At 65.7% G+C, this 21,991-nt stretch carries 21 protein-coding genes and 1 tRNA gene; 15 read left to right on the top strand and 7 right to left on the bottom strand.

Annotation, left to right across the window (positions count from 1 at the left end; all coding sequences use genetic code 11):
• The first annotated feature begins 68 nt into the window (after positions 1-68).
• The 3 genes from ACSQ3M_RS02255 to ACSQ3M_RS02245 all read left to right on the top strand — a co-directional run bounded on the left by ACSQ3M_RS02255 (position 69) and on the right by ACSQ3M_RS02245 (position 2,749).
• Positions 69-153 (top strand) — tRNA-Leu (locus ACSQ3M_RS02255).
• 179 nt (positions 154-332) lie between these two features.
• A complete protein-coding gene (gene mgtE / locus ACSQ3M_RS02250) occupies positions 333-1,739 on the top strand; it encodes a magnesium transporter (protein ID WP_436148440.1) in 1,407 nt (468 codons plus the stop codon).
• A 77-nt stretch (positions 1,740-1,816) separates the two neighbouring features.
• Positions 1,817-2,749: a glycoside hydrolase family 25 protein gene (locus ACSQ3M_RS02245; RefSeq protein WP_436148439.1), complete on the top strand. Its 933-nt coding sequence runs from the start codon at positions 1,817-1,819 to the stop codon at positions 2,747-2,749.
• A gap of 175 nt (positions 2,750-2,924) precedes the next feature.
• Here the strand turns inward: ACSQ3M_RS02245 and ACSQ3M_RS02240 are convergent, their stop codons facing one another.
• Positions 2,925-3,638, bottom strand: coding sequence for a CDP-alcohol phosphatidyltransferase family protein (locus ACSQ3M_RS02240; protein ID WP_436148438.1), 714 nt, complete (start codon positions 3,636-3,638; stop codon positions 2,925-2,927).
• A gap of 105 nt (positions 3,639-3,743) precedes the next feature.
• Here ACSQ3M_RS02240 and ACSQ3M_RS02235 point away from each other — a divergent pair, with 105 nt between their 5' ends.
• The 3 genes from ACSQ3M_RS02235 to ACSQ3M_RS02225 all read left to right on the top strand — a co-directional run bounded on the left by ACSQ3M_RS02235 (position 3,744) and on the right by ACSQ3M_RS02225 (position 7,649).
• Positions 3,744-4,739, top strand: a complete 996-nt coding sequence (locus ACSQ3M_RS02235) for a glycoside hydrolase family 25 protein (RefSeq protein ID WP_436148437.1) — start codon at positions 3,744-3,746, stop codon at positions 4,737-4,739.
• A 185-nt stretch (positions 4,740-4,924) separates the two neighbouring features.
• Positions 4,925-6,553, top strand: coding sequence for an inorganic phosphate transporter (locus ACSQ3M_RS02230; RefSeq protein ID WP_436148436.1), 1,629 nt, complete (start codon positions 4,925-4,927; stop codon positions 6,551-6,553).
• 103 nt (positions 6,554-6,656) lie between these two features.
• Positions 6,657-7,649 carry a CorA family divalent cation transporter gene (locus ACSQ3M_RS02225; RefSeq protein ID WP_436148435.1) on the top strand — a complete coding sequence of 331 codons (993 nt, stop codon included), beginning with the start codon at positions 6,657-6,659 and terminating at the stop codon, positions 7,647-7,649.
• A 92-nt stretch (positions 7,650-7,741) separates the two neighbouring features.
• Here the strand turns inward: ACSQ3M_RS02225 and ACSQ3M_RS02220 are convergent, their stop codons facing one another.
• Positions 7,742-8,950, bottom strand: coding sequence for a cytochrome P450 (locus ACSQ3M_RS02220; protein ID WP_436148434.1), 1,209 nt, complete (start codon positions 8,948-8,950; stop codon positions 7,742-7,744).
• A 110-nt stretch (positions 8,951-9,060) separates the two neighbouring features.
• Between ACSQ3M_RS02220 and ACSQ3M_RS02215 the strand changes: the two genes are divergently transcribed.
• From ACSQ3M_RS02215 to ACSQ3M_RS02195, 5 genes are all read left to right on the top strand, one after another.
• Complete coding sequence (locus ACSQ3M_RS02215; protein WP_436148433.1) at positions 9,061-10,026, top strand: LysR family transcriptional regulator; 966 nt, start codon at positions 9,061-9,063, stop codon at positions 10,024-10,026.
• Positions 10,027-10,170: 144 nt separating this feature from the next.
• On the top strand, positions 10,171-11,343 hold the full coding sequence (locus ACSQ3M_RS02210; protein WP_436148432.1) for an isovaleryl-CoA dehydrogenase: 1,173 nt from the start codon (positions 10,171-10,173) through the stop codon (positions 11,341-11,343).
• Positions 11,344-11,538: 195 nt separating this feature from the next.
• A complete protein-coding gene (locus tag ACSQ3M_RS02205) occupies positions 11,539-12,087 on the top strand; it encodes a gamma-glutamylcyclotransferase family protein (RefSeq protein ID WP_436148431.1) in 549 nt (182 codons plus the stop codon).
• Between the two features lie 144 nt (positions 12,088-12,231).
• A complete protein-coding gene (locus ACSQ3M_RS02200; protein ID WP_436148430.1) occupies positions 12,232-12,741 on the top strand; it encodes a hypothetical protein in 510 nt (169 codons plus the stop codon).
• A gap of 13 nt (positions 12,742-12,754) precedes the next feature.
• Positions 12,755-13,222: a hypothetical protein gene (locus ACSQ3M_RS02195; RefSeq protein ID WP_436148429.1), complete on the top strand. Its 468-nt coding sequence runs from the start codon at positions 12,755-12,757 to the stop codon at positions 13,220-13,222.
• Positions 13,223-13,243: 21 nt separating this feature from the next.
• Here the strand turns inward: ACSQ3M_RS02195 and ACSQ3M_RS02190 are convergent, their stop codons facing one another.
• Positions 13,244-14,173, bottom strand: coding sequence for an alpha/beta hydrolase (locus ACSQ3M_RS02190; RefSeq protein WP_436148428.1), 930 nt, complete (start codon positions 14,171-14,173; stop codon positions 13,244-13,246).
• 195 nt (positions 14,174-14,368) lie between these two features.
• Positions 14,369-16,165, bottom strand: a complete 1,797-nt coding sequence (locus ACSQ3M_RS02185) for an ABC transporter ATP-binding protein (RefSeq protein WP_436148427.1) — start codon at positions 16,163-16,165, stop codon at positions 14,369-14,371.
• A 438-nt stretch (positions 16,166-16,603) separates the two neighbouring features.
• Here ACSQ3M_RS02185 and ACSQ3M_RS02180 point away from each other — a divergent pair, with 438 nt between their 5' ends.
• Positions 16,604-17,566, top strand: coding sequence for a hypothetical protein (locus tag ACSQ3M_RS02180; protein WP_436148426.1), 963 nt, complete (start codon positions 16,604-16,606; stop codon positions 17,564-17,566).
• Between the two features lie 21 nt (positions 17,567-17,587).
• On the opposite strand, the gene ACSQ3M_RS02175 is transcribed toward ACSQ3M_RS02180, so the two are convergent.
• Positions 17,588-17,761, bottom strand: a complete 174-nt coding sequence (locus tag ACSQ3M_RS02175) for a hypothetical protein (protein WP_436148425.1) — start codon at positions 17,759-17,761, stop codon at positions 17,588-17,590.
• Positions 17,762-17,770: 9 nt separating this feature from the next.
• The gene (locus tag ACSQ3M_RS02170) at positions 17,771-18,181 is read right to left on the bottom strand and encodes a rhodanese-like domain-containing protein (RefSeq protein WP_436148424.1); all 411 of its coding nucleotides are present in this window, start codon (positions 18,179-18,181) and stop codon (positions 17,771-17,773) included.
• Between the two features lie 281 nt (positions 18,182-18,462).
• Here ACSQ3M_RS02170 and ACSQ3M_RS02165 point away from each other — a divergent pair, with 281 nt between their 5' ends.
• The 3 genes from ACSQ3M_RS02165 (at position 18,463) to ACSQ3M_RS02155 (ending at position 20,995) form a co-directional block, all read left to right on the top strand.
• Entirely contained in the window at positions 18,463-19,158 is a 696-nt protein-coding gene (locus ACSQ3M_RS02165; protein WP_436148423.1) for a DUF599 domain-containing protein, read from the top strand.
• Between the two features lie 30 nt (positions 19,159-19,188).
• Positions 19,189-19,470, top strand: a complete 282-nt coding sequence (locus tag ACSQ3M_RS02160) for a DUF3253 domain-containing protein (RefSeq protein WP_436148422.1) — start codon at positions 19,189-19,191, stop codon at positions 19,468-19,470.
• Between the two features lie 286 nt (positions 19,471-19,756).
• Positions 19,757-20,995: a glycosyltransferase gene (locus ACSQ3M_RS02155; RefSeq protein WP_436148421.1), complete on the top strand. Its 1,239-nt coding sequence runs from the start codon at positions 19,757-19,759 to the stop codon at positions 20,993-20,995.
• On the opposite strand, the gene ACSQ3M_RS02150 is transcribed toward ACSQ3M_RS02155, so the two are convergent.
• The gene (locus tag ACSQ3M_RS02150; protein ID WP_436148420.1) at positions 20,992-21,801 is read right to left on the bottom strand and encodes a YdcF family protein; all 810 of its coding nucleotides are present in this window, start codon (positions 21,799-21,801) and stop codon (positions 20,992-20,994) included. The genes ACSQ3M_RS02155 and ACSQ3M_RS02150 overlap by 4 nt on opposite strands.
• Between the last annotated feature and the right edge of the window lie 190 nt (positions 21,802-21,991).

The raw sequence follows: 21,991 nt of genomic DNA, 5'->3' as shown, positions 1-21,991 counted from the left end.
ACGGCTTTTGCTAGACCCGCGCCGCTCCGGAGTTCACCGCCACAGCGCGGTGCCCTCCAAGAGCCGCTGCGGTCATGGCGGAATTGGTAGACGCACTACCTTGAGGTGGTAGCGGGGAGACCCGTGGAGGTTCGAGTCCTCTTGACCGCACCAGTTTAGGGCTAAGGCCCAGGAAACGGCGATCCGCAAGGATCGCCGTTTTTCGTTGCGATTGCATCGAATCCGCTCCCCGCGCGTTGCCTTGTAACGACGGCGCTGACACAAGGGCGCTGACGCGCTCCCGCGCGACTCTCCTACGCCCAATCCCCTCTCCTCGAATCGCGGAGCGACCCATGGTGGAAGCCGAGCACGCTCCGGACGAGACGCTGGAACGCCGGGTCCGCGACGAGGACGGCGCAATCGATGCCGGATTCGTCGAGCAGGTCTCCCAAGCCGTCCTGCTCTCCGACGTCACGACGCTGCGCCAGCTCGTCGCCGAGTTGCACGAGGCCGATCTCGGCGACCTGATCGAGGCTCTCGACGCCGATGAGCGCCCGAAGCTGATCTCGCTGCTCGGCGTCGATTTCGACTTCACCGCGCTCACCGAGGTCGACGATGCCGTCCGCGAGGAGATTCTCGAGGAACTCTCCCCGGAGACGGTCGCCGAGGGCGTACGCGATCTCGACACCGACGACGCGGTCTACATCCTCGAGGACCTCGACGAGGCCGACAAGCGCGAGATTCTCGACAAGCTGACGCCGGCCGAGCGGACGGTGCTGCAGCAGGGCCTCGATTATCCCGAAGGCTCGGCCGGCCGACGCATGCAGCCCGAGGTGATCGCGGTGCCGCCGTTCTGGACGGTCGGCCACACCATCGACTTCCTGCGCGAGACCGAAGACCTGCCCGAGCGCTTCTTCGAGATCTTCGTCGCCGACCCCAGCCACCATTTCGTCGGCACCGTCAGGCTCGACCAGTTGCTGCGCACCCAGCGCCCGGTCAGCGTCGCCGATCTCGTCGAGGACGATCGCCGCGTCGTGCAGGCGACCGACGACGTCGAGGACGTGGCGCGCATGTTCCAGCGCTACAATCTCGTCGCCGCGCCGGTGATCGATGCAGCCGGCCGCCTGGTCGGCGTCATGACCATCGACGACATCGTCGACGTCATCGAGGAGGCCGGCGACGACGACGTCAAGCAGCTCGCCGGCGTCGACGCGGAAGAAGAGATTTCCGACTCGGTACGCCAGGTCGCGCTTGGCCGCTTCCGCTGGCGTTTCATCAGCCTGATAGCGGCCTTCGTCAGCGCCTCCGTGATGGCAATGTTCGAGGAGCAGCTCGGCAAGCTCGTCGCGCTTGCCGTGCTCGCGCCGATCGTCGCCAGCCAGGGCGGCAACGCCGCGACCCAGACGATGACCGTGGCGGTCCGCGCGCTCGGCACCGGCGAACTCGGCGGCTGGAACATGGGCCGCTTCTTCCGGCGCGAGATGGTCGTCGGCGTGCTCAACGGCGTCGCCTTCGCGCTCATCACCGCGCTGGTCGCCGGCTTCTGGTTCGGCAACCCCATGCTCGGCGTGGTCATCGGCCTCGCCATGGTCGCGACCCTGATCATCGCGGCGCTTGCCGGTGTCGCCGTGCCGCTGACACTCGACAAGGCTGGCATCGATCCCGCGATCGCGTCCGGTACCTTCGTCACCACCATCACCGACGTGGTTGGCTTCTTCTCCTTCCTCGGCATCGCGACGCTGCTGCTGCGTTTCACCTGACAGGAGCGGAAAAACCGGTAACGTAAACCGGGCGTCAAGCTTTCTCCTTAATTGTCCGGGAAATGACCGCCCGCCGCATGAAACCCTTTTCCTTGGCCCCCTTCGCGCTGCTCACCGCCCTGACAGGGCTGGGCGGCTGCGTCGGTTTGGACAACTATCCGGCCAAGGGCGATGCGCGCCCGCATCCCGGCGTCGAGGCTGCCAGGCGCTACCCGATCCAGGGCATCGACATCTCGCGCTGGCAGGGCGAGATCGACTGGGCCGCGGTCAAGGGCGCCGGCACCCGCTTCGTCTACATCAAGGCGACCGAGGGCGGCGACCATGTCGACCCGGCCTTCCAGAGGAACTGGGAAGGCGCGCGCCGCGCCGGCGTGCCGCGCGGCGCCTATCACTTCGTCTACTGGTGCCGCCCGGCCCATGAACAGGCGGTCTGGTTCAAGCAGCAGATCCCGAGCGATCCCGACGCGCTGCCGCCGGTGCTCGACCTCGAATGGAACGGCCACTCCAAGACCTGCCCGAAGAAGGTCGAGCGCTCCCTGGCGCTTGAGAAGATCCGGTTGATGCTGACCGAGCTCGAGCAGCTCACCGGCAAGAAGCCGGTGATCTACACCGACATCACCTTCCACAAGGACATTCTGGAAGGCGAGTTCAACGACTACGCCTACTGGATCCGCTCGACCGCGGCGAAGCCCGAGGTCCGCTACGACAACCGGCCCTGGGCCTTCTGGCAGTTCACCACCACCGGCCGCGTCCCCGGCATCAGGGGCGATGTCGACCGCAACGCCTTCTATGGCAATGAGGGCGAGTTCACCGGCTGGCGCGAGGGCCGCTTCGACATCGGCACGCGGACCTGGACGCGCCAGCGCCCGGCGCCCCCGAATCCGAGCCCCGGCCCCGAGCACACGCCCGTGGCGGCGATGCCGGGCGCGAGCAGGCCGGTCGCTGCCGCCTCTTTCGAGCCCGCGCCGCTCGGCGAGGTCGTCGACGACACCGCGCTGGATTCCGAGTAGCGCCGGGCCGGACGTGCAACCGTCTTTCCGGGGCAGGCCGAAAGGCCTGAGCCTGGAACCCAGAACCGATAGATTGAATCATCTGGGAACCGGCCTTGGAGCGCTTATCGGAACAGGCTTCGGTTCTGGGTTCCGGGCTCGCGGCTTTGCCGCGCCCCGGAAAGACGGACGAAGTTCAGCCCACCCGCGCCCGCGCTAGGCCGAGCCCGACGAAATAGCAGGCCGCCAGCGCCAACCCGGCCTTGCTCCAGACGTCCGGCGCCATCCCCTGCCAGATCGTAGCGACGGCCGCGGCGCCCCACAGCGCCAGCAGCGCCAATGTCAGCCCGCGCCAGCGCCGCACGCGCACCGGGTGCACGAACACGACCGGCAGGAACATCAGCGCCGTCGCGATCAGGATGACCGCCAGCGCCAGCCAGGCCGGCGGCACGAAGGCGACGATGTAGAACACCACGATATTCCAGACCGCCGGGAAACCGCGGAACCACCAGTCGTCCGTCTTCATGCCGGTGTCGGCGAAATAGAGCGCGCTCGTCAGCGTCACGATGAGGCCGGCGATGACCCCATAGGGCTGCGCTATCACCTCCGGCCGCAGCAACATCGCGGCGGGCACGAAGACATAGGTGACGAAGTCGACGACGAGGTCGAGCTGCGCCCCGTCATAGCGCCTCGCCCGCTCCTTGACCGCGAAGCGCCGCGCCAGTGGCCCGTCGACCGCATCGACGACCAACGCCACGCCCAGCCAGGCGAAGGCCTGCGCCAGGTCGCCCATGAAAACCGCCTGCAGCGCCAGCAAGCCGAGCGCGGCGCCGAGCGCCGTCAAAACATGGACGCCGTAGGCCAGGATCCGGCTGCCCTTGTCTTTCCCCGCGCCTTCCGGGTCGTCCATCGCCAGCCTCCCGCCGGTTAACCAAGCCTGAAGCCGGCCACTCGAATGCTAACCACCTCTTAACTCGGCCGCCGCCTATCCTTGTCCCGCGAACGGGAGACAAGCATGGCGCGGCGCGCTGAGACCAGTCCAGAAGCGCGGTCGGCCACAGCTTTGCCGTTGCAGGCGTTCGCCGCCGCCGTTCTCGGCCTGCTCTGCGCCGGGCCCGCGCTGGCGCTTTACCCGAAGAAGGGCGATGCCTCCCCGCATGCCGGGGTGCGCGATGCGCGCCAGCGCTCGATCCAGGGCATCGACATCTCGCGCTGGCAGGGCGAGATCGACTGGGCCAGGGTCAAGGACGCCGGCACCCGCTTCGCCTTCATCAAGGCGACCGAGGGCGGCGACCATCTCGACCCGAGCTTTCGGCGCAACTGGGCTGAAGCGAAGGCGGCCGGCGTGCCGCGCGGCGCCTACCATTTTGTCTACTGGTGCCGGCCGGCCAAGGATCAGGTACGCTGGTTCAAGCGCAATATCCCGCGCGACCCCGACGCCTTGCCCCCGGTGCTCGACGTCGAATGGAACGGCGAATCCAGCAAATGCGGCAAAAAGATTCCGCGCGAGAAGGCGCTCGCCAAGATCCGCGAGATGCTCAGGGGCCTGCAGGAGCACACCGGCAAGAAGCCGATCATTTACACCGACATCACCTTCCACGAGGACGTGCTCGAAGGCGAGTTCAACGACCACCCCTACTGGCTGCGTTCGACCGCCGCCCCGCTCAAGCACCGCTATGAGCGCAAGCAATGGGAGTTCTGGCAGTTCACCACCACCGGCCGCGTGCCCGGCATCACCGGCGACGTCGACCGCAACGCCTTCTTCGGCACGGAACGCGAATTCGCCGCCTGGCGCGACGGCCGCTTCGACATCGGCGCCCGCAAATGGCGCGGCAACGAGCCCAAGGTCGCCACCACGCCCAAGCCCCCGGCTAGCCCGGCAGGCCTGAGGACGCCGAAGGCCGCCGGCAACACGCCGCTGAAATTCGCGCCGCCCGGCAAGATTCCAAAATCGGCGCAGGCACGCGACGTCGCGACGACGGGTTCGCTGGCGACGCGCGACGACGACTGAGCCTCCAGCGACTGAGAAGAGAGTCTCGTAAAAACCTCATTGATTAGACCAAAGTCGTACAACTAGACTTATCGAACGCTTCAAAACCGTCAACAACTTGGCATCAATACGCTCGATCGTCATCAGACTGTCGGCAACGCCGCTCAGCTTCCCCGCATCTCAACGGCAGTTGCGGGGACGTCGCCATGAGCAGCATCACGATGGATCACGACCGAGGCTCGGAGCCCGGGACCGGAAAACCGAAACTCGACGCGCCTCAGGGCGCGATTGCCGGCCTGGTCTTCGCCGCGATCATGACGCTCGGCCTCGGCTACACCGTCTGGTCGCTCTATCAGGACATCAGCGGTGCGGGCATGCCAGCGACGACCTGGCTGCCCTTCCTGCTCCTCGGCATCGCCATGCTGATCGCGCTCGGCTTCGAGTTCGTCAACGGCTTCCACGATACCGCCAACGCGGTCGCGACCGTGATCTACACCCACGCCATGCCCGCGCCGCTCGCGGTGGTCTGGTCGGGCTTCTTCAACTTTCTCGGCGTGATGTTGTCGACCGGCGCGGTCGCTTTCGGCATCATCTCGCTGCTGCCGGTCGAGCTCATCCTGAATGTCGGCTCGGGTGCCGGCTTCGCCATGGTCTTCGCCCTACTCATCGCCGCGATCATCTGGAATCTGGGCACCTGGGCGCTCGGCCTGCCCGCCTCGTCCTCGCATACGCTGATCGGCTCGATCATCGGCGTCGGCCTCGCCAACCAGATCTACAACGCCTCCAGCGGCACCTCCGGCGTCGACTGGACCAAAGCGACCGAGATCGGCTGGTCGCTGCTGATCTCGCCGCTGTTCGGTTTCATCGCCGCCGCTTTGGTCTTCCTGACGCTCAAGCTCATGGTGCGCAATCCCGAGCTCTATGCCGAACCCAAGGGCAACAAGCCGCCGCCGCTCTGGATCCGCGGCGTGCTGATCGCGACCTGCACCGGCGTCTCCTTCGCCCATGGCTCGAATGACGGCCAGAAGGGCATGGGCCTGATCATGCTGATCCTGATCGGCTGCGCGCCGACGGCCTATGCGCTGAACCGCGCTATCCCGGCCGGCGATCTCGACAATTTCCGCCGCAGCGCCATCGCCGCCAGCGCCGTCATCGACCAGAAGGCGCTGGGCTACGCCATCATCGGCGATCCGCGCCAGAACGTGACCCGCTACGTCTCGGAGCGGAAGATCGACGACTCGACCTTCCCGGCGCTCTCGGCGCTGAACAAGGAGATCGTCAAGACGATCGAGACCTACGGCCACCCCTCCAAGTTCCCGGCCACCGCCGTCGCCAACGCCCGGAACGACATGTATCTCGCCTCCGAGGCGCTGCGCTTCATCTTCAAGGCCGACAAGAAGGAAGAGAAGATTTTCTCGGCCGACGACCTGAAGATCATGACCGCCTACAAGGCCTCGCTCGACGACGCGACCAAGTTCATCCCGTTCTGGGTCAAGGTCGCCGTCGCGATCGCGCTCGGCCTCGGCACTATGGTCGGCTGGAAGCGCATCGTCGTCACCGTCGGCGAGAAGATCGGCAAGCAGCATCTGACCTACGCCCAGGGCGCCTCGGCCGAGCTCGTCGCCGCCGGCACGATCGCGGCCGCCGACATCTACGGCCTGCCGGTCTCGACCACGCATATCCTGTCCTCCGGCGTCGCCGGCACCATGGCGGCCAACAAGTCCGGCCTGCAGATGTCGACGGTGCGCAACATGCTGATGGCCTGGGTGCTCACTCTGCCCTGCGCCATCCTGATCTCCGGCACCTTGTTCGTGCTGTTGCGCCAGGTCTTCTGAGCCGGTAATCGGCCCTGCGCCACCTTCGGCGCGGGGCCGATACTGCCGTCGGGCCACCAGCAGTCCGACGAGGCCGCCGCTCATGGACAGGCGTACATTCCAAATGAACGACCTGCAGTCGCAGACAGGCATTGTCTGGGCCTATCGTTTCGACGCGAACGGCACGCCTGAACTGATGCCGCGCGACGAAGTGCCGACGCTGGCGCCGGACCAAGGCTTCGTCTGGCTGCATCTCGACCTCGTCCACACCAGGGCCCAATCCTGGATCGACGAGCGCAAGGAATTGCCGCCGGCAGCGCGCGAGCTCCTGCTCTCGCGCGAAACCCATCAGCGGCTCGACCACACCGCCAGTCTGGTCTGGGGCATCGCCCATGATCTCACCCGCGACATCGTCGATCGTACCGACAATGTCGGGACACTCGCCTGGGCGGTCGGCGAGCGCTTCCTGCTGACCGGGCGGCGCGAGGCGCTGCAATCCATCCGCAAGACGGTCGAGGCCCTCAATGCCGGCGAACGGATCGGCTCCCCGGCCGAACTGTTCGAACACATCATCGAGTATCTGATCGATGACGTCACCGATGCGGTCGTCAGGCTCTCCGACGAGATCGACAGCGTCGAAGACCAGATCCTGCTCGACAAACTGCAGGATGGCCCGCAACGCGTCGGCGCCGTCCGCCGCTCGGCCGTGCAATTGCACCGCCAGCTCGCCGGGCTGCACCTCCTCTTCCGGCGCTTCGCCGAGACGCCCTCGGGCCGCTCGGCGCCGGAAGCGGTCCGGGCCAGCGCACTCCGGCTGCTGCTGCGGGTCGACACGCTGCGCCAGGACATCCAATCGGTTCAGGACCGCGCCCGCCTGCTCCAGGACGAGATCGCCGTGCGCTCCGCCAACCAGACCAACCGGCAGCTCTATACGCTCTCGATCCTGACGGCGCTGTTTCTGCCGGCGACCTTCATCACCGGCCTGTTCGGCATCAATGTGAAGGGGCTGCCCTGGGTGGAGTGGGACTTTGGCGCCGGGCTGGTCGCCGTGGCCTGCCTCGCCGCCTCGATGCTGACCCTGTTCCTGCTGCGCCGGCGCGGGGTGATAGGGCGGTAGGGGCTATCGGCTGGTGAAGCGGCGTACGCGATGCGCTTAGGCGTCGCCTAAAAGCGGCGGCTCCGCGCCAGTAGCGGACACCAATCTTCCCCTCAATCTTTGAACAAGGGCGTGCGGACATGTCCGGACGTGGCATAGGTCAACGATGCCTCGAGACGGTCGAGAGGCACGCGCCAGGTCAGCAGATGGTCGACTGCGATCTCGACGAGCAGGGAGGCGGCCTTGTCTGCCGGGCAAGCGTGCGCGCCGGCGCCGAATTCAAAGGATTTCCGGTCCGCCCGCGCAATTTCGAGTCGATCGGGATCGGGATTGAGCGTGGGATCGCGGTTGGCCGCTGCCAGCAGGACGATGATCATCTCACCCTGGCGGAGCTCGTGACCAGCGATCGCGCCATCGCGCGCCATGAAGCGAAAGGTGCTGCTGGTCACGGTATCGTGCCGCGCCACCTCCCCAATAAGCGGACGCAACAAGGTCCTGTCGGCGTCGACCTTTGCACACAACGCCGGGTCTCGCGCGAGTGCGAGAAGGGTCGACCCGATCAGCGACGCGGTCCCGGCATAGCCCTGGATCATGTAACCAATGGCGTTGACGATCACATCCTTGTCGTCGCATCCGAGGCGCGCCGCCTCCCGGATCAGCGCATCGAACAGTGGCCCGCGCCGCTCGGGGTCGTCCGCTAGCGTGCCGACAAGGTCCAGCAGCGCTTTCGCGCCGCGGTGCCCGCGCGCAATCATCTCGGGTGTCGCTGCCGGGATTCCAGTTCCGGCAGCCGCTGCGGCGGCGCCATAATCGCCGAGCCAACCCATCACGTCGCCGAAGTGCCTCTGGGGAATGCCGAGCAGGTGAGCGATGACCTGCACCGGCAGCGCGAACATGAACCGGGCGATCCACGATGTGTCGCGGGCCGGCCCAAGCTCGCTGTAGAGCTCGGCCGCACGCCGCCGCGCAGTATCCGCGACCTGACGAAGGTCGATGCTGGCCAGGGCGCCTGCTACCGCATCCTTGAGTTTGCCATGGGCCTCATCGTCGCGCAGGCGCACGAGCCGACCGAAAATCTCTGCTGCCGCGCCGCCGCGTAACGCCTCTGGGACCGGCCCGTTCAAGGGGCGGGTAAGACAGACGGGGCTGGCCAGGACCTCGGCGACAGAAGCGGCGCTCGCAGCCACCCACCAGCCATTGATCTCGTCTCGGAAAAACGGCCGCGCGCGCGAGAGACGGGCATAATAGGGGTACGGGTCAGGATGGGACGGCGCCGCGCGAACATGGGCGGGATCACCGTCTGTCGAAGTCATCACCTGCATGTGTCGACACCATCCGGTTCGCGCCTTGGCGCCTTCGTCATGTCCATTAATGCCGCTTGCACGGCCATCTGTCGAAGTCATAGTATCTCTAATAGCGATCAGCTTTTTGCATGAACATGGACAGCGAAGCCCTCGAGACCTTTGTCACCATCCATCACGCCAACGGGTTTTCCCGCGCCGCTGAAATCCTCGGCCGCTCGCAACCGGCGATCAGCCGGCGCATCGCGTTGCTCGAAGGCGAACTCGGCGTGCCGGTGTTCGAGCGAGCTGCCGGTGGAGTGGTGCTCAGTGAAGCAGGCGGAGTATTACTGCCCCATGCCGAACGCGTGCTGGCCGCGCTGCGCGATGCGCAGAGCGCGATCGCGGCGATGCGCACGGGCGCTGCCGGCCGTGTCGCGCTCGTCACCGTCGGCACGCTCGCTGGATCGAACCTCACCGCCGTGCTGAAACGCTTCACGGCCGATCATCCTGGCATCGATCTGTCGATCAGCACCGCCACGAGCGCCGAAGTCAGCGAGTTGGTGAGGCGTGGCGAAGCCATGATTGGACTGCGCTATCTTCTCGATATCGCGCCCGACCTCGTCTGCGAGCACATCGCATCGGAAGCCATGGCCGTCGCATGTGCCCCCGAACATCCCTTCGCCGGTAAAGGCCTGACGTCGATGTCGGCCTTGCGCGATGAGCGCTGGTTCGCCTTCCGCAATGCCTATGATCTGCGCGAAAGCTTCGCGGACAACATATTCGCGCAGTTTCAGGCACGCGGAATCGGCGAGATCCGCTGGACGCCCGTCGACAGCCTCAACGCGATGAAGCGATTGGTCGAGGCCGGCCTTGGCCTCGCGCTATTGCCGGAAAGCGCGATCGAGGAAGAGCTGCGCGCCGGCTCGCTGGCCACCATCGCGATCGCTGACCTCAAGGTGGCCAATCCCGTCTATGCCGTCATTCGCCGAGGCGGCTATCTCAGCCCCGCCACGCTCAATCTGCTGTCGCTTCTGAAAACCGAGACGGGCCTCGTCAATCGCTCGACTGTGCGGGACGCGTATCGACCACCGCAGGCTGCCCGGCTACCCACGTGAAGCCGGCCGCTCGCCTTGCCCTGCTCCACGTCCTTCGCGGCGCCTGCGCATCGGCGCAGAGCCATCTGTCGCCGCGTGCCCACTGACTTAGGCTCCAACCGCGCTATAACCGGGCAAACGCCCTATCCAAGCCGGGAGGATACCATGCTCGCCAACGCGCCCCGCCCCTTCAATTTCGACCTCGGCGAGACCGCCGACGCGATCCGTGACACCGTCCATGCCTTCGCGCAGGAGAAGATCGCGCCGCGTGCCGAGGAGATCGACAAGACCAACCAGTTCCCGCGCGATCTCTGGCCGCAAATGGGCGCGCTCGGCCTGCACGGCATCACGGTCCCTGAGGAATATGGCGGCGCCGGCCTCGGCTATCTCGAGCATTGCGTCGCGATCGAAGAGGTCAGTCGCGCCTCGGCCTCGGTCGGCCTCAGCTACGGCGCCCATTCCAATCTCTGCGTCAACCAGATCGCCCGCAACGGCAACGAGGCGCAGAAGCAGAAGTACCTGCCCAAGCTGATCTCTGGCGAGCATGTCGGCGCGCTCGCCATGTCCGAGCCCGGCTCAGGCTCCGACGTCGTCTCGATGAAGACCAAGGCGGTCAAGAAGGGCGACCGCTATGTCCTGACCGGCAACAAGATGTGGATCACCAACGGCCCGATCGCCGAGACTTTGGTGGTCTACGCCAAGACCGATCCGGAGGCCGGCACGCGCGGCATCAGCGCCTTCCTGATCGAAAAGGGCATGAAGGGTTTCTCGACCCATCAGAAGCTCGACAAGCTCGGCATGCGCGGCTCCGACACCTGCGAGCTCGTCTTCGATGAGTGCGAGGTTCCCGAGGAGAACGTGCTGGGGTCGGTCGGCCGCGGCGTCAACGTGCTGATGAGCGGGCTCGACTATGAGCGCGTCGTGCTCTCGGCCGGCCCGCTCGGCATCATGCAGGCGGCGATGGACATCGTCCTGCCCTATATCCACGAGCGCAAGCAGTTCGGCCAATCGATCGGCGAGTTCCAGCTCGTCCAGGGCAAGGTCGCCGACATGTATGTCGCGATGAACTCGTGCAAGGCCTATGTCTACGCCGTCGCCAAGGCCTGCGACCGCGCCGAGACCACCCGCGAGGACGCCGCCGGCGCCATCCTGATCGCGGCCGAGAAGGCGACGCAGCTGGCACTCGACGCGATCCAGCTGCTCGGCGGCAACGGCTACATCAACGACTACCCGACCGGGCGGTTGCTAAGAGACGCCAAGCTCTACGAGATCGGCGCCGGCACCAGCGAGATCAGGCGCATGCTGATCGGCCGGGAGCTGTTCAACAAGACGAAGTGAGGGGAGAAGCGCGGCGCTTTCGTCCTTCTCCCGGATGGGAGAAGGTGGCGCGGAGCGCCGGATGAGGGCCTGCCCTATCCGCTGAAGGCGCAGCGGCACCGTTGCGCTCCAGTAATCAGCCGCAGTCCCTCACCCCTGCCCCTCTCCCATACGGGAGAGGGGTTCCCTGCGCTCTGCGACCAAGCGGACGAGCCTATGCCCCTCTACTTCGCCTATGGCCTGAACATGGACATCGCCGGCATGGCGCAGCGCTGCCCGCGCTCGAAGCCGCTCGGCCTCGCCCGGCTGCCGCGCCATCGCTTCATCGTCACCACCGACGGCTACGCCTCGGTGATCCGCGATCCGCGCGAGAGCGTCCATGGCGTGCTCTGGGACTGCGCGCTCGGCGACATCCGCACGCTCGACAAGTTCGAGGAGCTCGCCAGCGGCCTCTACGCCAAGATCAGCCAGCCGGTCATCGTCGAGGGCGGCGCGAAGCGGGCGCTGATCTATGTCGGACGCAGCGGCGACATCGGCCGGCCTCGCCCGGGCTATCTCGAAAGCATCATCACCAGCGCCAGAAGCTGGGACCTGCCAGAGACTTACCTCGCTGGGATGAATCGCTTTCTGAGCAAGCCGATACAGGAAGACAAGCCGTCAACTCGGGAGCTGAGCGAACCGCTGCCCGCCGGTCCGGTCGCCGGCGTCAGGCCGCGCGCGGCGACGCCGAACGCGACGATCCGCGCCGGCAAGCCGTCTGGATAGTTCGAATCTCGTAAGATGACGCTGGCGCATGCACGCCATGCGTGAGCCTTTCCAACCGCGAAAGTCGTGCTGGCCGGGACAGGCGGAAGAGCGTCCGGACGGGATCCGGGCTCCCTTCCCCGAACTGTCTCGATGGAGGCTCCAATGAGCGGAATCATCGGCTGGATCGCCGGCAAGATCAAATGGCTGCTGCTGATCGCAGCGATCGGCGGGCCCGTCCTCGCCTTCTTCAGCTGGCAGGATGGCGAACGCGTCAGGAAGATCGCCGCAGAAGGCATCGAGGCGCAGGCCTCGGTCGAGGGCGCGACCCGCACCAAGCGGCGCCGCGGCGGCACCAGCTACTCGATCGACCTCGCCTGGAAGGACAAGAACGGCCAGGACCGCACGGCGGAGAAGATCTCGGTGTCGACCGAGTTCGCCAGCCGCATCATCACCAACGACAAGCTGACGGTCTCGACCCTGCCGATCAAATATCTGCCGGACGAGCCGGGCAAGGACTCGGTGATCATCCAGGGCGACGCCGCCAAGCAGGCCGATCTCGACCATGAGATGATCTATGTCGGCGCCGGCGCCGGGGTGATCGGCATCCTCGGCTCCGCTTTGTTCTTCTGGCTCGGCCGCCGCCGCTCTGAGAACGAGGAACAGACTGCGTAGACGCGACTAGCCAATGTTCCTGCGCCGCTGCCCCTTCGGTGGCGGCGCATGCCATTGTTTGCGACCAGCGTCGACGCATCTCTTCAAGAGTGGAACAGCCATGAAGCCAATCCTGGCCGCGATCATCACGATGCTCCTGGCCGTACCGACGGCCGAAGCAGTCCCTATCCGCTCGCCGGAAACGCCGGCGGCCCCGCTCTCCTGCGGCGGTGATGAGCCCTATTGGAGCCTGAGGCTTGGGGCCGATGGCCAAGCCCGCTTCTCGGATGGCGATGGCGAGGCCTCCACCTCCCCCTTCACCATGCAGCAGAGTCGGAACACGACGCTGATTGCCGGCGTTATCTTCGAGCCGAAGGCCGACATCAGTGCCGTCATCAGCCACGAAACCTGCTCGGTGACCGCCAGCGACGACAACAAGCCGCTGTCGATCTCGGTCTGGTACAAGGGCGCCCTGTTGTCCGGCTGCTGCCAGCCCGGCTGATCCTTGGTCTGATTGTGCCCCTCAGCTGGTGGCCTTCATCATCGCCAGGACGGCCTGGGACAGTTCGGTCTTCGCGTCGTTGAGTTCCTCTGGCACCACGAAGTGATTGCGTCCGGGCAGCACGATCCGCCGTTTCAGGCGCCCCATCCCGGCGAGCGCCGTCGCAAACTCGTTGGACTGCCGCTGGAATTCCGGGCTCTCCTTGTCGCCGAAGACGACGATGACATTGCAGGCGATTCGGTCGAGATGGCGCATCGCACTGAGCGCCGCGAGCTCGTCTTGCGAGATCTTGATGTAGGAGCTGCGGGCCGAGAGCATCACCGGATAGAGCTCGTACATGCCGCTCATCGCGACGCCGCCCTTGATCAGATCCTTGGGACCGCCCAGCGCCGGCCAGTCGCTCGTCAGCATGACGCCGCAAAGGTGCCCGCCGGAAGAATGGCCGGAGACGAAGATGCGCTGCGGATCGCCGCCGAAGCGCGCGATGTTCTTGTGAAGCCAGAGGAGCGCCCGCTGGCACTGCGCCGCCATCTCGGGCAGGCGCACCGCCGGGATGTTGGCGAAGTTCAGCGCGACATAGAGACAGCCGTTCTCGACAAAGGTCGGTGCGGGCGCCGAGGCGTCCTCCCGGCCGAGCGCGCGCCAGGCGCCGCCATGAATGAACACCATCACCGGCAGGTCCCTGGCGCCGGACGGCGCGAAGACATCGAGCGTCTCCGCCTCGCTCTCGCCGTAGCGCTCCGTCTTCGGCGGATGTTTTTGTCGAACCGCGGCGCTGTCGCTGGCGTAGCGGGCGATCACCTCTTGCGCGTTCGGCGCCCAGACGCGCTGATCATAGGCCTTGTCGAGCGCATCCTGCGTGTAGTCGAGGAAAACAGGCGATTGCGCCCGCGCGGCCAGCGGCGCGGCCATCGCGGCAGCCAATGCGATACCGAAACTACGACGATCCATGAAGCCCCCCAATCATCGGCCGTGATGCTAGGGGCCCGCTCCCGACAGCGGAATGCGGGTTTCGCAATAAATCCATAAGCAAAAGCAGGGGTATAGCGCCTGATTTTCTCCGGCATCGGAACCGACGCCGCAGACCAGCAACCATTGGCAAAAGCGCCGTGCCGCCCCAGCGGGGGGCGGCACGGCATTGGCGGTTCAGACAGCCAGCCCCTTGGCGAGCTCGCTGACCTGCTTCTCGAACAGCGCCCGGTAGATGCCGCCGTCATGGGTCAGCAGCGTCTCGTGCCGGCCCTCTTCCACGACCTCGCCGCGGTCGAAGACCAGGATGCGGTCCATGGCGCGCACTGTCGAGAGCCGGTGGGCGATGACGATGGTGGTGCGGCCTTCCATCAGCCGCTCCATCGCCTCCTGGATCAGCGCCTCCGATTCCGAATCGAGACTCGAGGTCGCCTCGTCCAGGATCAGGATCGGCGCGTCGGCCAGGAAGGCCCGCGCCAACGCGACACGCTGCCGCTCGCCACCCGAGAGCTTGACGCCGCGCTCGCCGACGAGCGTGCCATAGGCCTTGGGCAGGCGCATGATGAACTCATGCGCGTTGGCGAGCATCGCCGCCTGCTCGATCTGCGCCATGCTGGCGCCGGGTCGGCCATAGGCGATGTTCTCCGCCAACGAGCGGTGGAACAGCACCGGCTCCTGCTGCACGATCGCGATCTGCGCACGCAATGACGTCTGCGTCGCCGAGGCGATGTCGCGCCCGTCAATGGCGATGCGTCCATCGGTGACGTCGTAGAGCCGCTGCACCAGCTTGACGAAGGTCGTCTTGCCGGAGCCGGAGCGCCCGACCAGGCCAACCTTCTCGCCGGCTTTGATCGTCAGCGAGAAGTCGCGATAGAGCGGCTCGATGTGGCCTCCATAGTGGAAGGTCACCCGCTCGAAGGCGATCTCGCCGGCGGTCACGTCCATCGCCGTAGAACCCAGACGATCCGGCACGCCGAAGGGCAGCGCGTGCATCGCCACCATCTCCTCCATGTCGTTCACCGAACGCTGGAGATTGTGGACGTGCTGGCCGACATCGCGCAGATAGCCATGCACGACGGCATAGCTGGTCAGCACGAAGGCGACGTCGCCGGGCGTGGCCTGGCCATTGGCCCAGAGCCAGATCACCAGACCAATCACCGCAGCGCGCAGGCCCAGCAACACGATCTGCTGTGCGGTCCCCGACCAGGTTCCGCGCACCCAGGTCCGCCGCGTTCGCCCGGCCCACTTCGCCAGCACGCCGGTCAGGCGCTGGTCCTCGCGCGCCTCGGCGCCGAAGGCCTTGACCACCGGATTGCACGAGATCGAGTCCGCCAGCGCGCCGCCCAGCCTGGTGTCCCAGCTGTTGGCGAGCGTCGCCGCCGGCGCGACGAAGCGCAGCGACAGCACCATCGTCACGGCGCAGTAGATCACTGCGCCGGCAAAGACGACCGCGCCCATCGCCGGCCAGTGCCAGGCCAGCAGCATCGTCGTGCCGAGGAGCACGATCAGCGACGGCAGCAGCGCGATCACGATCGTGTCGGTGAGCAGGTCAAGCGCCCACATGCCACGGGTGATCTTGCGCACTGTCGAGCCGGCAAAGTTGTTGGCGTGCCAGTCGGTCGAGAAGCGCTGCAGGCGCGCGAAGGCCTCACGCGCCACGTCGCCCATGGTCCGCAGCGTCATCGCGGTGATGCCGATGAACGACAGGTGCCGGAAGAACACCGTGCCAGCGCCGAGCGCGATCATCATCACGAGCGCCGCGAGTGCAGCGTCGAGCCCGCTTGCCCGCTCGCCGGCGACCGCATCGACCAGCCGCCCGGCATAGAGCGGCATGAACAGGTCGGCAGCGGTCGCCGCCATCACGGTGAGGACCACGCCGGCGACGCGCCAGCGTTGGCGGCCCCAATGCGAAAAAGTAAAGCCGAGAACGGCCCGGAACGGCTCTTGCCGTTCCTTCTTGGGAGAAAGAGACATGAAAGCATCCGGCCCCGACGAGACCGGCTCCAAATTCAGGCGAAGCGCGACCGCGGCCGCGACTTCAGAAAACGCGATGGGAAATGCTGGCTCGAGCCGCCGCAAAGGCGGGCCTCGTGCTGATCCGACCTAGTGGTGGCGGGACCGCATGGTGGGAGCGACGATGGTATTGAAACGCATTCAGCCCTCCCTTTCCTGAGTTGGAGCCAAGGCAGGCAACATGCCGCATGCCCGCTTATTGTGCAAGCCGCGTTCAATGCATGGGGCGGTTGCAGCCGAAACCGATCGGACTTCGCATTGCGGTCACGATGTTTGGCGACGCGCGCGAGTTCGGTGCAGAGCAGTTCCAAAGCTATGGTGCGCTAGTTCAACATCCGCGAGAACAACTGGCTCAGGCTCCGCACGCCGTCCCAGATGGAGCAATTTGAGGAGAGTTAAGTGGCTGCCAGCGGCCCAGGTATCACAGATATCAAGCTTCTATTCGCTCGTTCAGGAAACCGATGTGCCTTTCCCAAATGCCGCGCTCCGCTAGCGCTGAACGGGACGTTGACTGGCGAGGTGTGCCACATCAGAGGTGCACGACCTGGAAGCGCGCGTTTTGATCCGGCCCAGGTCGGCGTAGAACGGCACGCGTATGAAAATCTCATCCTGATGTGCCCCATTCACCACACGGTGATTGATGATGACGAAGAGGCGTACTCGGTAGACCGCCTTAGCAAGATTAAGGTCGCACACGAATCTCAATCGGCTCCGATTCCAGATGCCGAGGCCGCAGCAGTAGCTGAGCTATTTGTGCAATCTGTTATGAATGTCGGCCAAAGCGGTGGGCTATCAGCCTACACAGTGAACGCCTCAAATATCACGGTGCAGAGCGCGCCATCCACAACTCACCTGACACATCAGCGACAGATACAGGCAGTCGAACATCTATGGCGAGTGGTACGCAACCTAAGCAGTGAGTTTGGAAGTGTCGTCTTCATCGACACCATCCTTACCATTCAAGAGCTTAACGCGTACTTCAGAGACAGAGAGTACGCTCATATCGCGGACTGCGTTCGTGAATACAGTGATATGAACATAGCCCTCCGCAAGCTCGCCAATGCAGGCGCCAACGACGCGTCAACCCAACGTCCATTCATTACTCATCGCTTGTGGTCCATCTTCTTCGTTCTGCACGGCATATATGGCCGCGCAGCATTACTCCTGACCAACTCATACAAGGAGCACCGATTCATAAGCTGGCGAGAGGATCGCGGTTGCGATCAGCTTCTCCGTGCCATCTTGCCAGCACAAGCCGTCGAGCACGCGAAGGCGCTAGAGATCGGGGGGCTTCGGGTCGCTATCGATTACTTGGAAGGTCAATTCCTAGCAGAGGCTGGCATGAATCAACCTCGCACTTAGCGGAAGCAGAGTTTTCGACCCCTACCAGAACAGCGCCAACAGCCTCATCCCGATCACCAGCAGGAACGCCGCGATGACCGTGCCGAGCACGCGCTGGCGCTTCGCCCGGTCCGGGAACTGCCTGGCGATCAGGCGGCCGAGCGGCTTGCGGAACAGGAAGGCGACAACCGCCAGAACAATCAGGATATGGGACAAGCTGTGGGCTCAGCCTTGCTTCGGCTCGGGCGCATCGAAGGGAGCGCCGGCCTTCTTCCAGGCGCCGAAGCCGCCAGCGACATGCGCGACCGGCTTCAGGCCCATCTCCTGCGCCGTCTTGGCGGCGAGCGCCGAACGCCAGCCGCCGGCGCAGAAGAAGACGAACTGCTTGTCCTCCTGGAAGACTGGCTTGGCATAGGGGCTTTCCGGATCGATCCAGAATTCCAGCATGCCGCGTGGGCAATGGAAGGCGCCCGGCATGCGCCCTTCCCGCTCGAGCTCGCGCGGATCGCGCAGGTCGACGAAGACGATGTCCTCACGCCCGGCCAGCGCCTTCGCCTCCTCGACCGACAGCGTCTTGATCGCAGCTTCCGCCTCCGCCAGCAGCGCCTTGTAGCCCTTGGTGATCGTCTGCGGCATCGCCGGTCCTCCTGCGCGAGGCCGGCAAAGTGGCGGCTGCCGCAGCTGGCGTCAATTCGCACCTTCTCCCTCCCCCCGCTTGCGGTGGGGAGGGCCGGGGTGGGGGGCAGTTCCGCTCGACGCAACATGAAAAGAAGGCCCATACGCGGCTTTCCGGCCCCCCATCCCTAACCCTTCCCCACCGCAAGCGGGGGGAAGGGAATACCGACGCCTCACTGCATCGCTGCAAATCCGGTTGCTCACATTAACAACGCCCGCCAATCTGCCGCCAGGAGGGGCTCATGGCTGGATTCGGGATGCTCGATGTCATCGCCATCGCTTTCTTCGCCGCCGCCTGGATCGGCTACCTGCTGGCCGTCGAGACCGGTCCGCACGCCAGGCGCAGCCTGAACACGCTGATGAACCAGCGCCGCGAGCGCTGGATCATGGAATCGGTGAAGCGCGAGAACCGCATCATCGACACGCAGGTGATGAATGGCCTGCAGAACGGCACTGCCTTCTTCGCCTCGACCTCGCTGATCGCCATCGGCGGCTCACTGACGCTGCTGCAATCGGCCGACCGCGTCGTCCAGGTCTTCGCCGACCTGCCCTTCGCCACGACGACGACCCGCGCCGCCTGGGAGATCAAGGTGATCGGCCTCGCGGTGATCTTCGCCTATGCCTTCTTCAAGTTCAGCTGGAGCTACCGGCTGTTCAACTATTGCGCCATCCTGATCGGCGCGATCCCGTCATGGACCGAAGCCGACAAGCCGGAGACGATCGCCGCGGCGCGCGAGGCGGTGGCGATGAACGTCGTCGCCGGGCTGCACTTCAACCGCGGCCAGCGCGCCTTCTTCTTTGCGCTGGCCTATCTCGGCTGGTTCATTTCGCCCTGGCTCTTCCTGATCGCCACCGCAGCGGTACTGACGGTGATGTGGCGCCGGCAATTCGCCTCGGATTCGGCAGCGGCCGTCGGTGCAGGGCGCCGCGCCGCTTGACGAAATCCGTCCGCCGGCTCAGCAAGCGGCATGACCACACCGACAGATGACGAGCTCGCCGAGACGATCCTGCGCCTCACCACCGAGCGGAGTGACCGGACCACCTCGCCGATGGATATCGCCCGCGCCATTGGCGGCGACCATCCCGATGGCTGGGGGCCGCTGATGCAGCCAATCCGCCGGGTCGCCGTGCGATTGATGAAGGACGGCAAACTGGTGATCACCCGAAAAGGACGCCCGGTCGATCCCGACGATTTTCGCGGCGTCTACCGCCTGCGCCTGCCGGGCGATGATCCGGCCGATCAGGGATAGGGCCGTCGCGACAGGCAACGGGACTCGCGTCGCGCTGCAACCGCCGTCTTCGGACGGCGCTATGCCACACACGTTTCGCAAAATCGCCGGATGGTCGGGGAGGTTGTCCGGGGCTGCGTCGCCAGCTCGCAAAGAGCGGTCGCAACTGCAGCGGAGAGGGCCAAGAAGCGCTTCCGCTCCTTGCCACTATCGTCGTCTAACGCGCCCGGGGGCTTGCGGCAAGCCCCCCTCCATGTCCTAGGAACGCTGCCCTCAGCCTGAACCTCAGGCCAAAGGGAGTAGCAAAATGCGTGTCTTATTATCGACTTACGGCTCGCGCGGCGATGTCGAGCCACTCGTGGCGCTTGCCGTGCAATTGCAGGTTCTCGGCGTTGAAGCCGTGGTGTCTGCGCCGCCGGATCAGGAATTCGTCGAGCTGCTCGCACGGGCCGGCGTGCCGTCGGCGCCGGCCTTCATGCCGATACGCCAATGGGTGAGCGAGCGGGCAAAGCCTTCGTCGGGGGCAGACTTCCACAGGCTCGCATCCGAGATGATGGCTGCGCAGTTCGCCGCCATCGGCACGGCAGCCGAGGGCTGCGATGCGATGGTGGCGACCGGCCTGTTCCCGTCTGCGAGTGCCGCACGGTCAGTCGCCGAGCTGACCGGCCTCTCCTATCATCACGTCACCTTCTGCCCGCTCTTCCTGCCATCTCACCACCATCGGCCATTCCCCTATCCCGGCCATCCTTTGCCGCCGGAGGTGACCGACAACCGCGCATTGTGGGATTTCAATATCCGGACCATGAATGCGCTGTTCGGCGAAGCGCTCAGGACGCACCGCGCGTCGGTCGGCTTGCCACCGGTCGACAATGCCCGCGACCATGTCTTCACCACGCGCCCGTGGCTGGCATCGGACCCGGTGCTGTGGCCGTGGCGGCCCACGGATCTCTGCGACGCCGTGCAGACCGGTGCCTGGATATTGCCTGACGAGCGCCCGCTTCCAGCGGAGCTGATGGCCTTCCTGGAGGCAGGCGAACCGCCGATCTATGTCGGTTTCGGCAGCATGTTCATGCAGTCGGCAAGGGATGCCGCCCGCGTGGCGATCGAGGCGATCCGGGCGCAGGGCCGCCGCGCGGTCCTGCTGCGGGGCTGGGCCGACCTCGCACTGGGCGACGACGCGGAGGATTGCTTCATCACCGGCGACGTCAACCAGCAGGCATTGTTTCCCCGGATGGCGGCGGTCATGCACCATGGCGGCGCAGGCACCACGACGGTGGCAACCCGCGCTGGCGCGCCGCAGGTGATCGTCCCGCAGATCGTCGACCAACCCTATTGGGCTGGCCGGGTGGCAGAATTGGGCATCGGCGCCGCACATGACGGTCCGACGCCGACCTTCGAGTCGTTGTCGGCAGCATTGGCCAAGGCGCTGTCGCCGGAAACCGGAGCACGGGCGACCGCCGTGGCGCGCACGATCCGCAGCGACGGGGCGGAAGTCGCCGCGAAGCTGCTGATTGACGCGATCAGCCGGGAAAGGCCGCCGTCCTAGCGGATCGCCTTCGCCGCCACCGGCCCCGGAAACAGCGCATCGGTGTAGCCGGCGAGGTAATAGGCGACGAGCCCGGCCCACTCTTTGAAGGCGTCGTCGGCGATATCGAGCCCGCGCGCCGCCTTGCGATAGGGCCGCAGGAAATCCGCCCGCTCGCCGCTGGAGAGGAAGTCGACCGGGAAGGCCTCGACCTGGAAACCCGCCTTGCGGAACACGCCCATGGCACGCGGCATGTGCCAGGCCGAGGTCACCAGCAGCCAGCGCTCACCGGGCTTGGGATCGACGAGGCGGCGGGTGAAGACGGCGTTCTCGACCGTGTTGCGCGACTTGTCCTCGAGGACGAGCCGGTTCTCCGGCAGGCCGAGACCGAGGAAGAGCAATCGCGCGCCGTCGGCCTCGGTCTTCACCACCGGCGAGAGCAGATTGGCGCCGCCGCCGGTGAAGACCAGCTTCGCCTCGGGATGGGCGCGGGCAAGCTCGACCGCCTTGGTCATCCGCGCCGCGGCATTGTTGAGCACGATGTCCTCGCGCGCCACGCCGATCGAGCCGCCGAGCACGATGATGCCGTCGACCCTGCCGGAATTCACCGCCTGCTGCGGGAAGCGATCCTCGAGTGGCCTGACGAGGATGCGCGGCAGCGGGCTGAAGGCGAGCAGGCCGAGCACGAATACGCAGACGAGGCCGAGCCAGCGTCCCGGCCCGGAAAAGCGCGTGAAGGCGAGCAGGCTCGCCAGCACGAGCCCGCCGATGGCGAGGTTCACCGGCGAGGCCAGGAACCAGAGGATCTTTGAGAGGGTGAAGAACATGATTTTCTTGAACAGACCCGCCTCCCCTTACGCATAGAAAGCTGACAGGCCGTTATGAAACGGCCCGGGGCGGTCGAGGTTCGGTGCGAGATTGCGATCACGTTGCGGTGAATGAGGGCGGCGGCCACCGCCGTCATTCTCGGGGGAAGCGAAGCGCAGACCCGAGAATCTCAGGACAAGAAGGAGCCTT

The organism is Allobosea sp. LjRoot90 (assembly GCF_964254315.1).
In the GTDB taxonomy this organism is placed as follows: Bacteria; Pseudomonadota; Alphaproteobacteria; order Rhizobiales; family Beijerinckiaceae; genus Allobosea.
Note: the sequence above shows the minus strand (reverse complement) of the source record. Positions and strands in the feature narration are given on the sequence as shown.

What these genes read in the sequence shown, in the direction of transcription:
- mgtE (WP_436148440.1), top strand. Translation starts at nt 333, where the DNA reads ATGGTGGAAGCCGAGCACGCTCCGGACGAGACGCTGGAACGCCGGGTC.
- ACSQ3M_RS02245 (WP_436148439.1), top strand. Translation starts at nt 1,817, where the DNA reads ATGAAACCCTTTTCCTTGGCCCCCTTCGCGCTGCTCACCGCCCTGACA.
- ACSQ3M_RS02240 (WP_436148438.1), bottom strand. Translation starts at nt 3,638, where the DNA reads ATGGACGACCCGGAAGGCGCGGGGAAAGACAAGGGCAGCCGGATCCTG.
- ACSQ3M_RS02235 (WP_436148437.1), top strand. Translation starts at nt 3,744, where the DNA reads ATGGCGCGGCGCGCTGAGACCAGTCCAGAAGCGCGGTCGGCCACAGCT.
- ACSQ3M_RS02230 (WP_436148436.1), top strand. Translation starts at nt 4,925, where the DNA reads ATGAGCAGCATCACGATGGATCACGACCGAGGCTCGGAGCCCGGGACC.
- ACSQ3M_RS02225 (WP_436148435.1), top strand. Translation starts at nt 6,657, where the DNA reads ATGAACGACCTGCAGTCGCAGACAGGCATTGTCTGGGCCTATCGTTTC.
- ACSQ3M_RS02220 (WP_436148434.1), bottom strand. Translation starts at nt 8,950, where the DNA reads ATGCAGGTGATGACTTCGACAGACGGTGATCCCGCCCATGTTCGCGCG.
- ACSQ3M_RS02215 (WP_436148433.1), top strand. Translation starts at nt 9,061, where the DNA reads ATGAACATGGACAGCGAAGCCCTCGAGACCTTTGTCACCATCCATCAC.
- ACSQ3M_RS02210 (WP_436148432.1), top strand. Translation starts at nt 10,171, where the DNA reads ATGCTCGCCAACGCGCCCCGCCCCTTCAATTTCGACCTCGGCGAGACC.
- ACSQ3M_RS02205 (WP_436148431.1), top strand. Translation starts at nt 11,539, where the DNA reads ATGCCCCTCTACTTCGCCTATGGCCTGAACATGGACATCGCCGGCATG.
- ACSQ3M_RS02200 (WP_436148430.1), top strand. Translation starts at nt 12,232, where the DNA reads ATGAGCGGAATCATCGGCTGGATCGCCGGCAAGATCAAATGGCTGCTG.
- ACSQ3M_RS02195 (WP_436148429.1), top strand. Translation starts at nt 12,755, where the DNA reads ATGTTCCTGCGCCGCTGCCCCTTCGGTGGCGGCGCATGCCATTGTTTG.
- ACSQ3M_RS02190 (WP_436148428.1), bottom strand. Translation starts at nt 14,173, where the DNA reads ATGGATCGTCGTAGTTTCGGTATCGCATTGGCTGCCGCGATGGCCGCG.
- ACSQ3M_RS02185 (WP_436148427.1), bottom strand. Translation starts at nt 16,165, where the DNA reads ATGTCTCTTTCTCCCAAGAAGGAACGGCAAGAGCCGTTCCGGGCCGTT.
- ACSQ3M_RS02170 (WP_436148424.1), bottom strand. Translation starts at nt 18,181, where the DNA reads ATGCCGCAGACGATCACCAAGGGCTACAAGGCGCTGCTGGCGGAGGCG.
- ACSQ3M_RS02165 (WP_436148423.1), top strand. Translation starts at nt 18,463, where the DNA reads ATGGCTGGATTCGGGATGCTCGATGTCATCGCCATCGCTTTCTTCGCC.
- ACSQ3M_RS02160 (WP_436148422.1), top strand. Translation starts at nt 19,189, where the DNA reads ATGACCACACCGACAGATGACGAGCTCGCCGAGACGATCCTGCGCCTC.
- ACSQ3M_RS02155 (WP_436148421.1), top strand. Translation starts at nt 19,757, where the DNA reads ATGCGTGTCTTATTATCGACTTACGGCTCGCGCGGCGATGTCGAGCCA.
- ACSQ3M_RS02150 (WP_436148420.1), bottom strand. Translation starts at nt 21,801, where the DNA reads ATGTTCTTCACCCTCTCAAAGATCCTCTGGTTCCTGGCCTCGCCGGTG.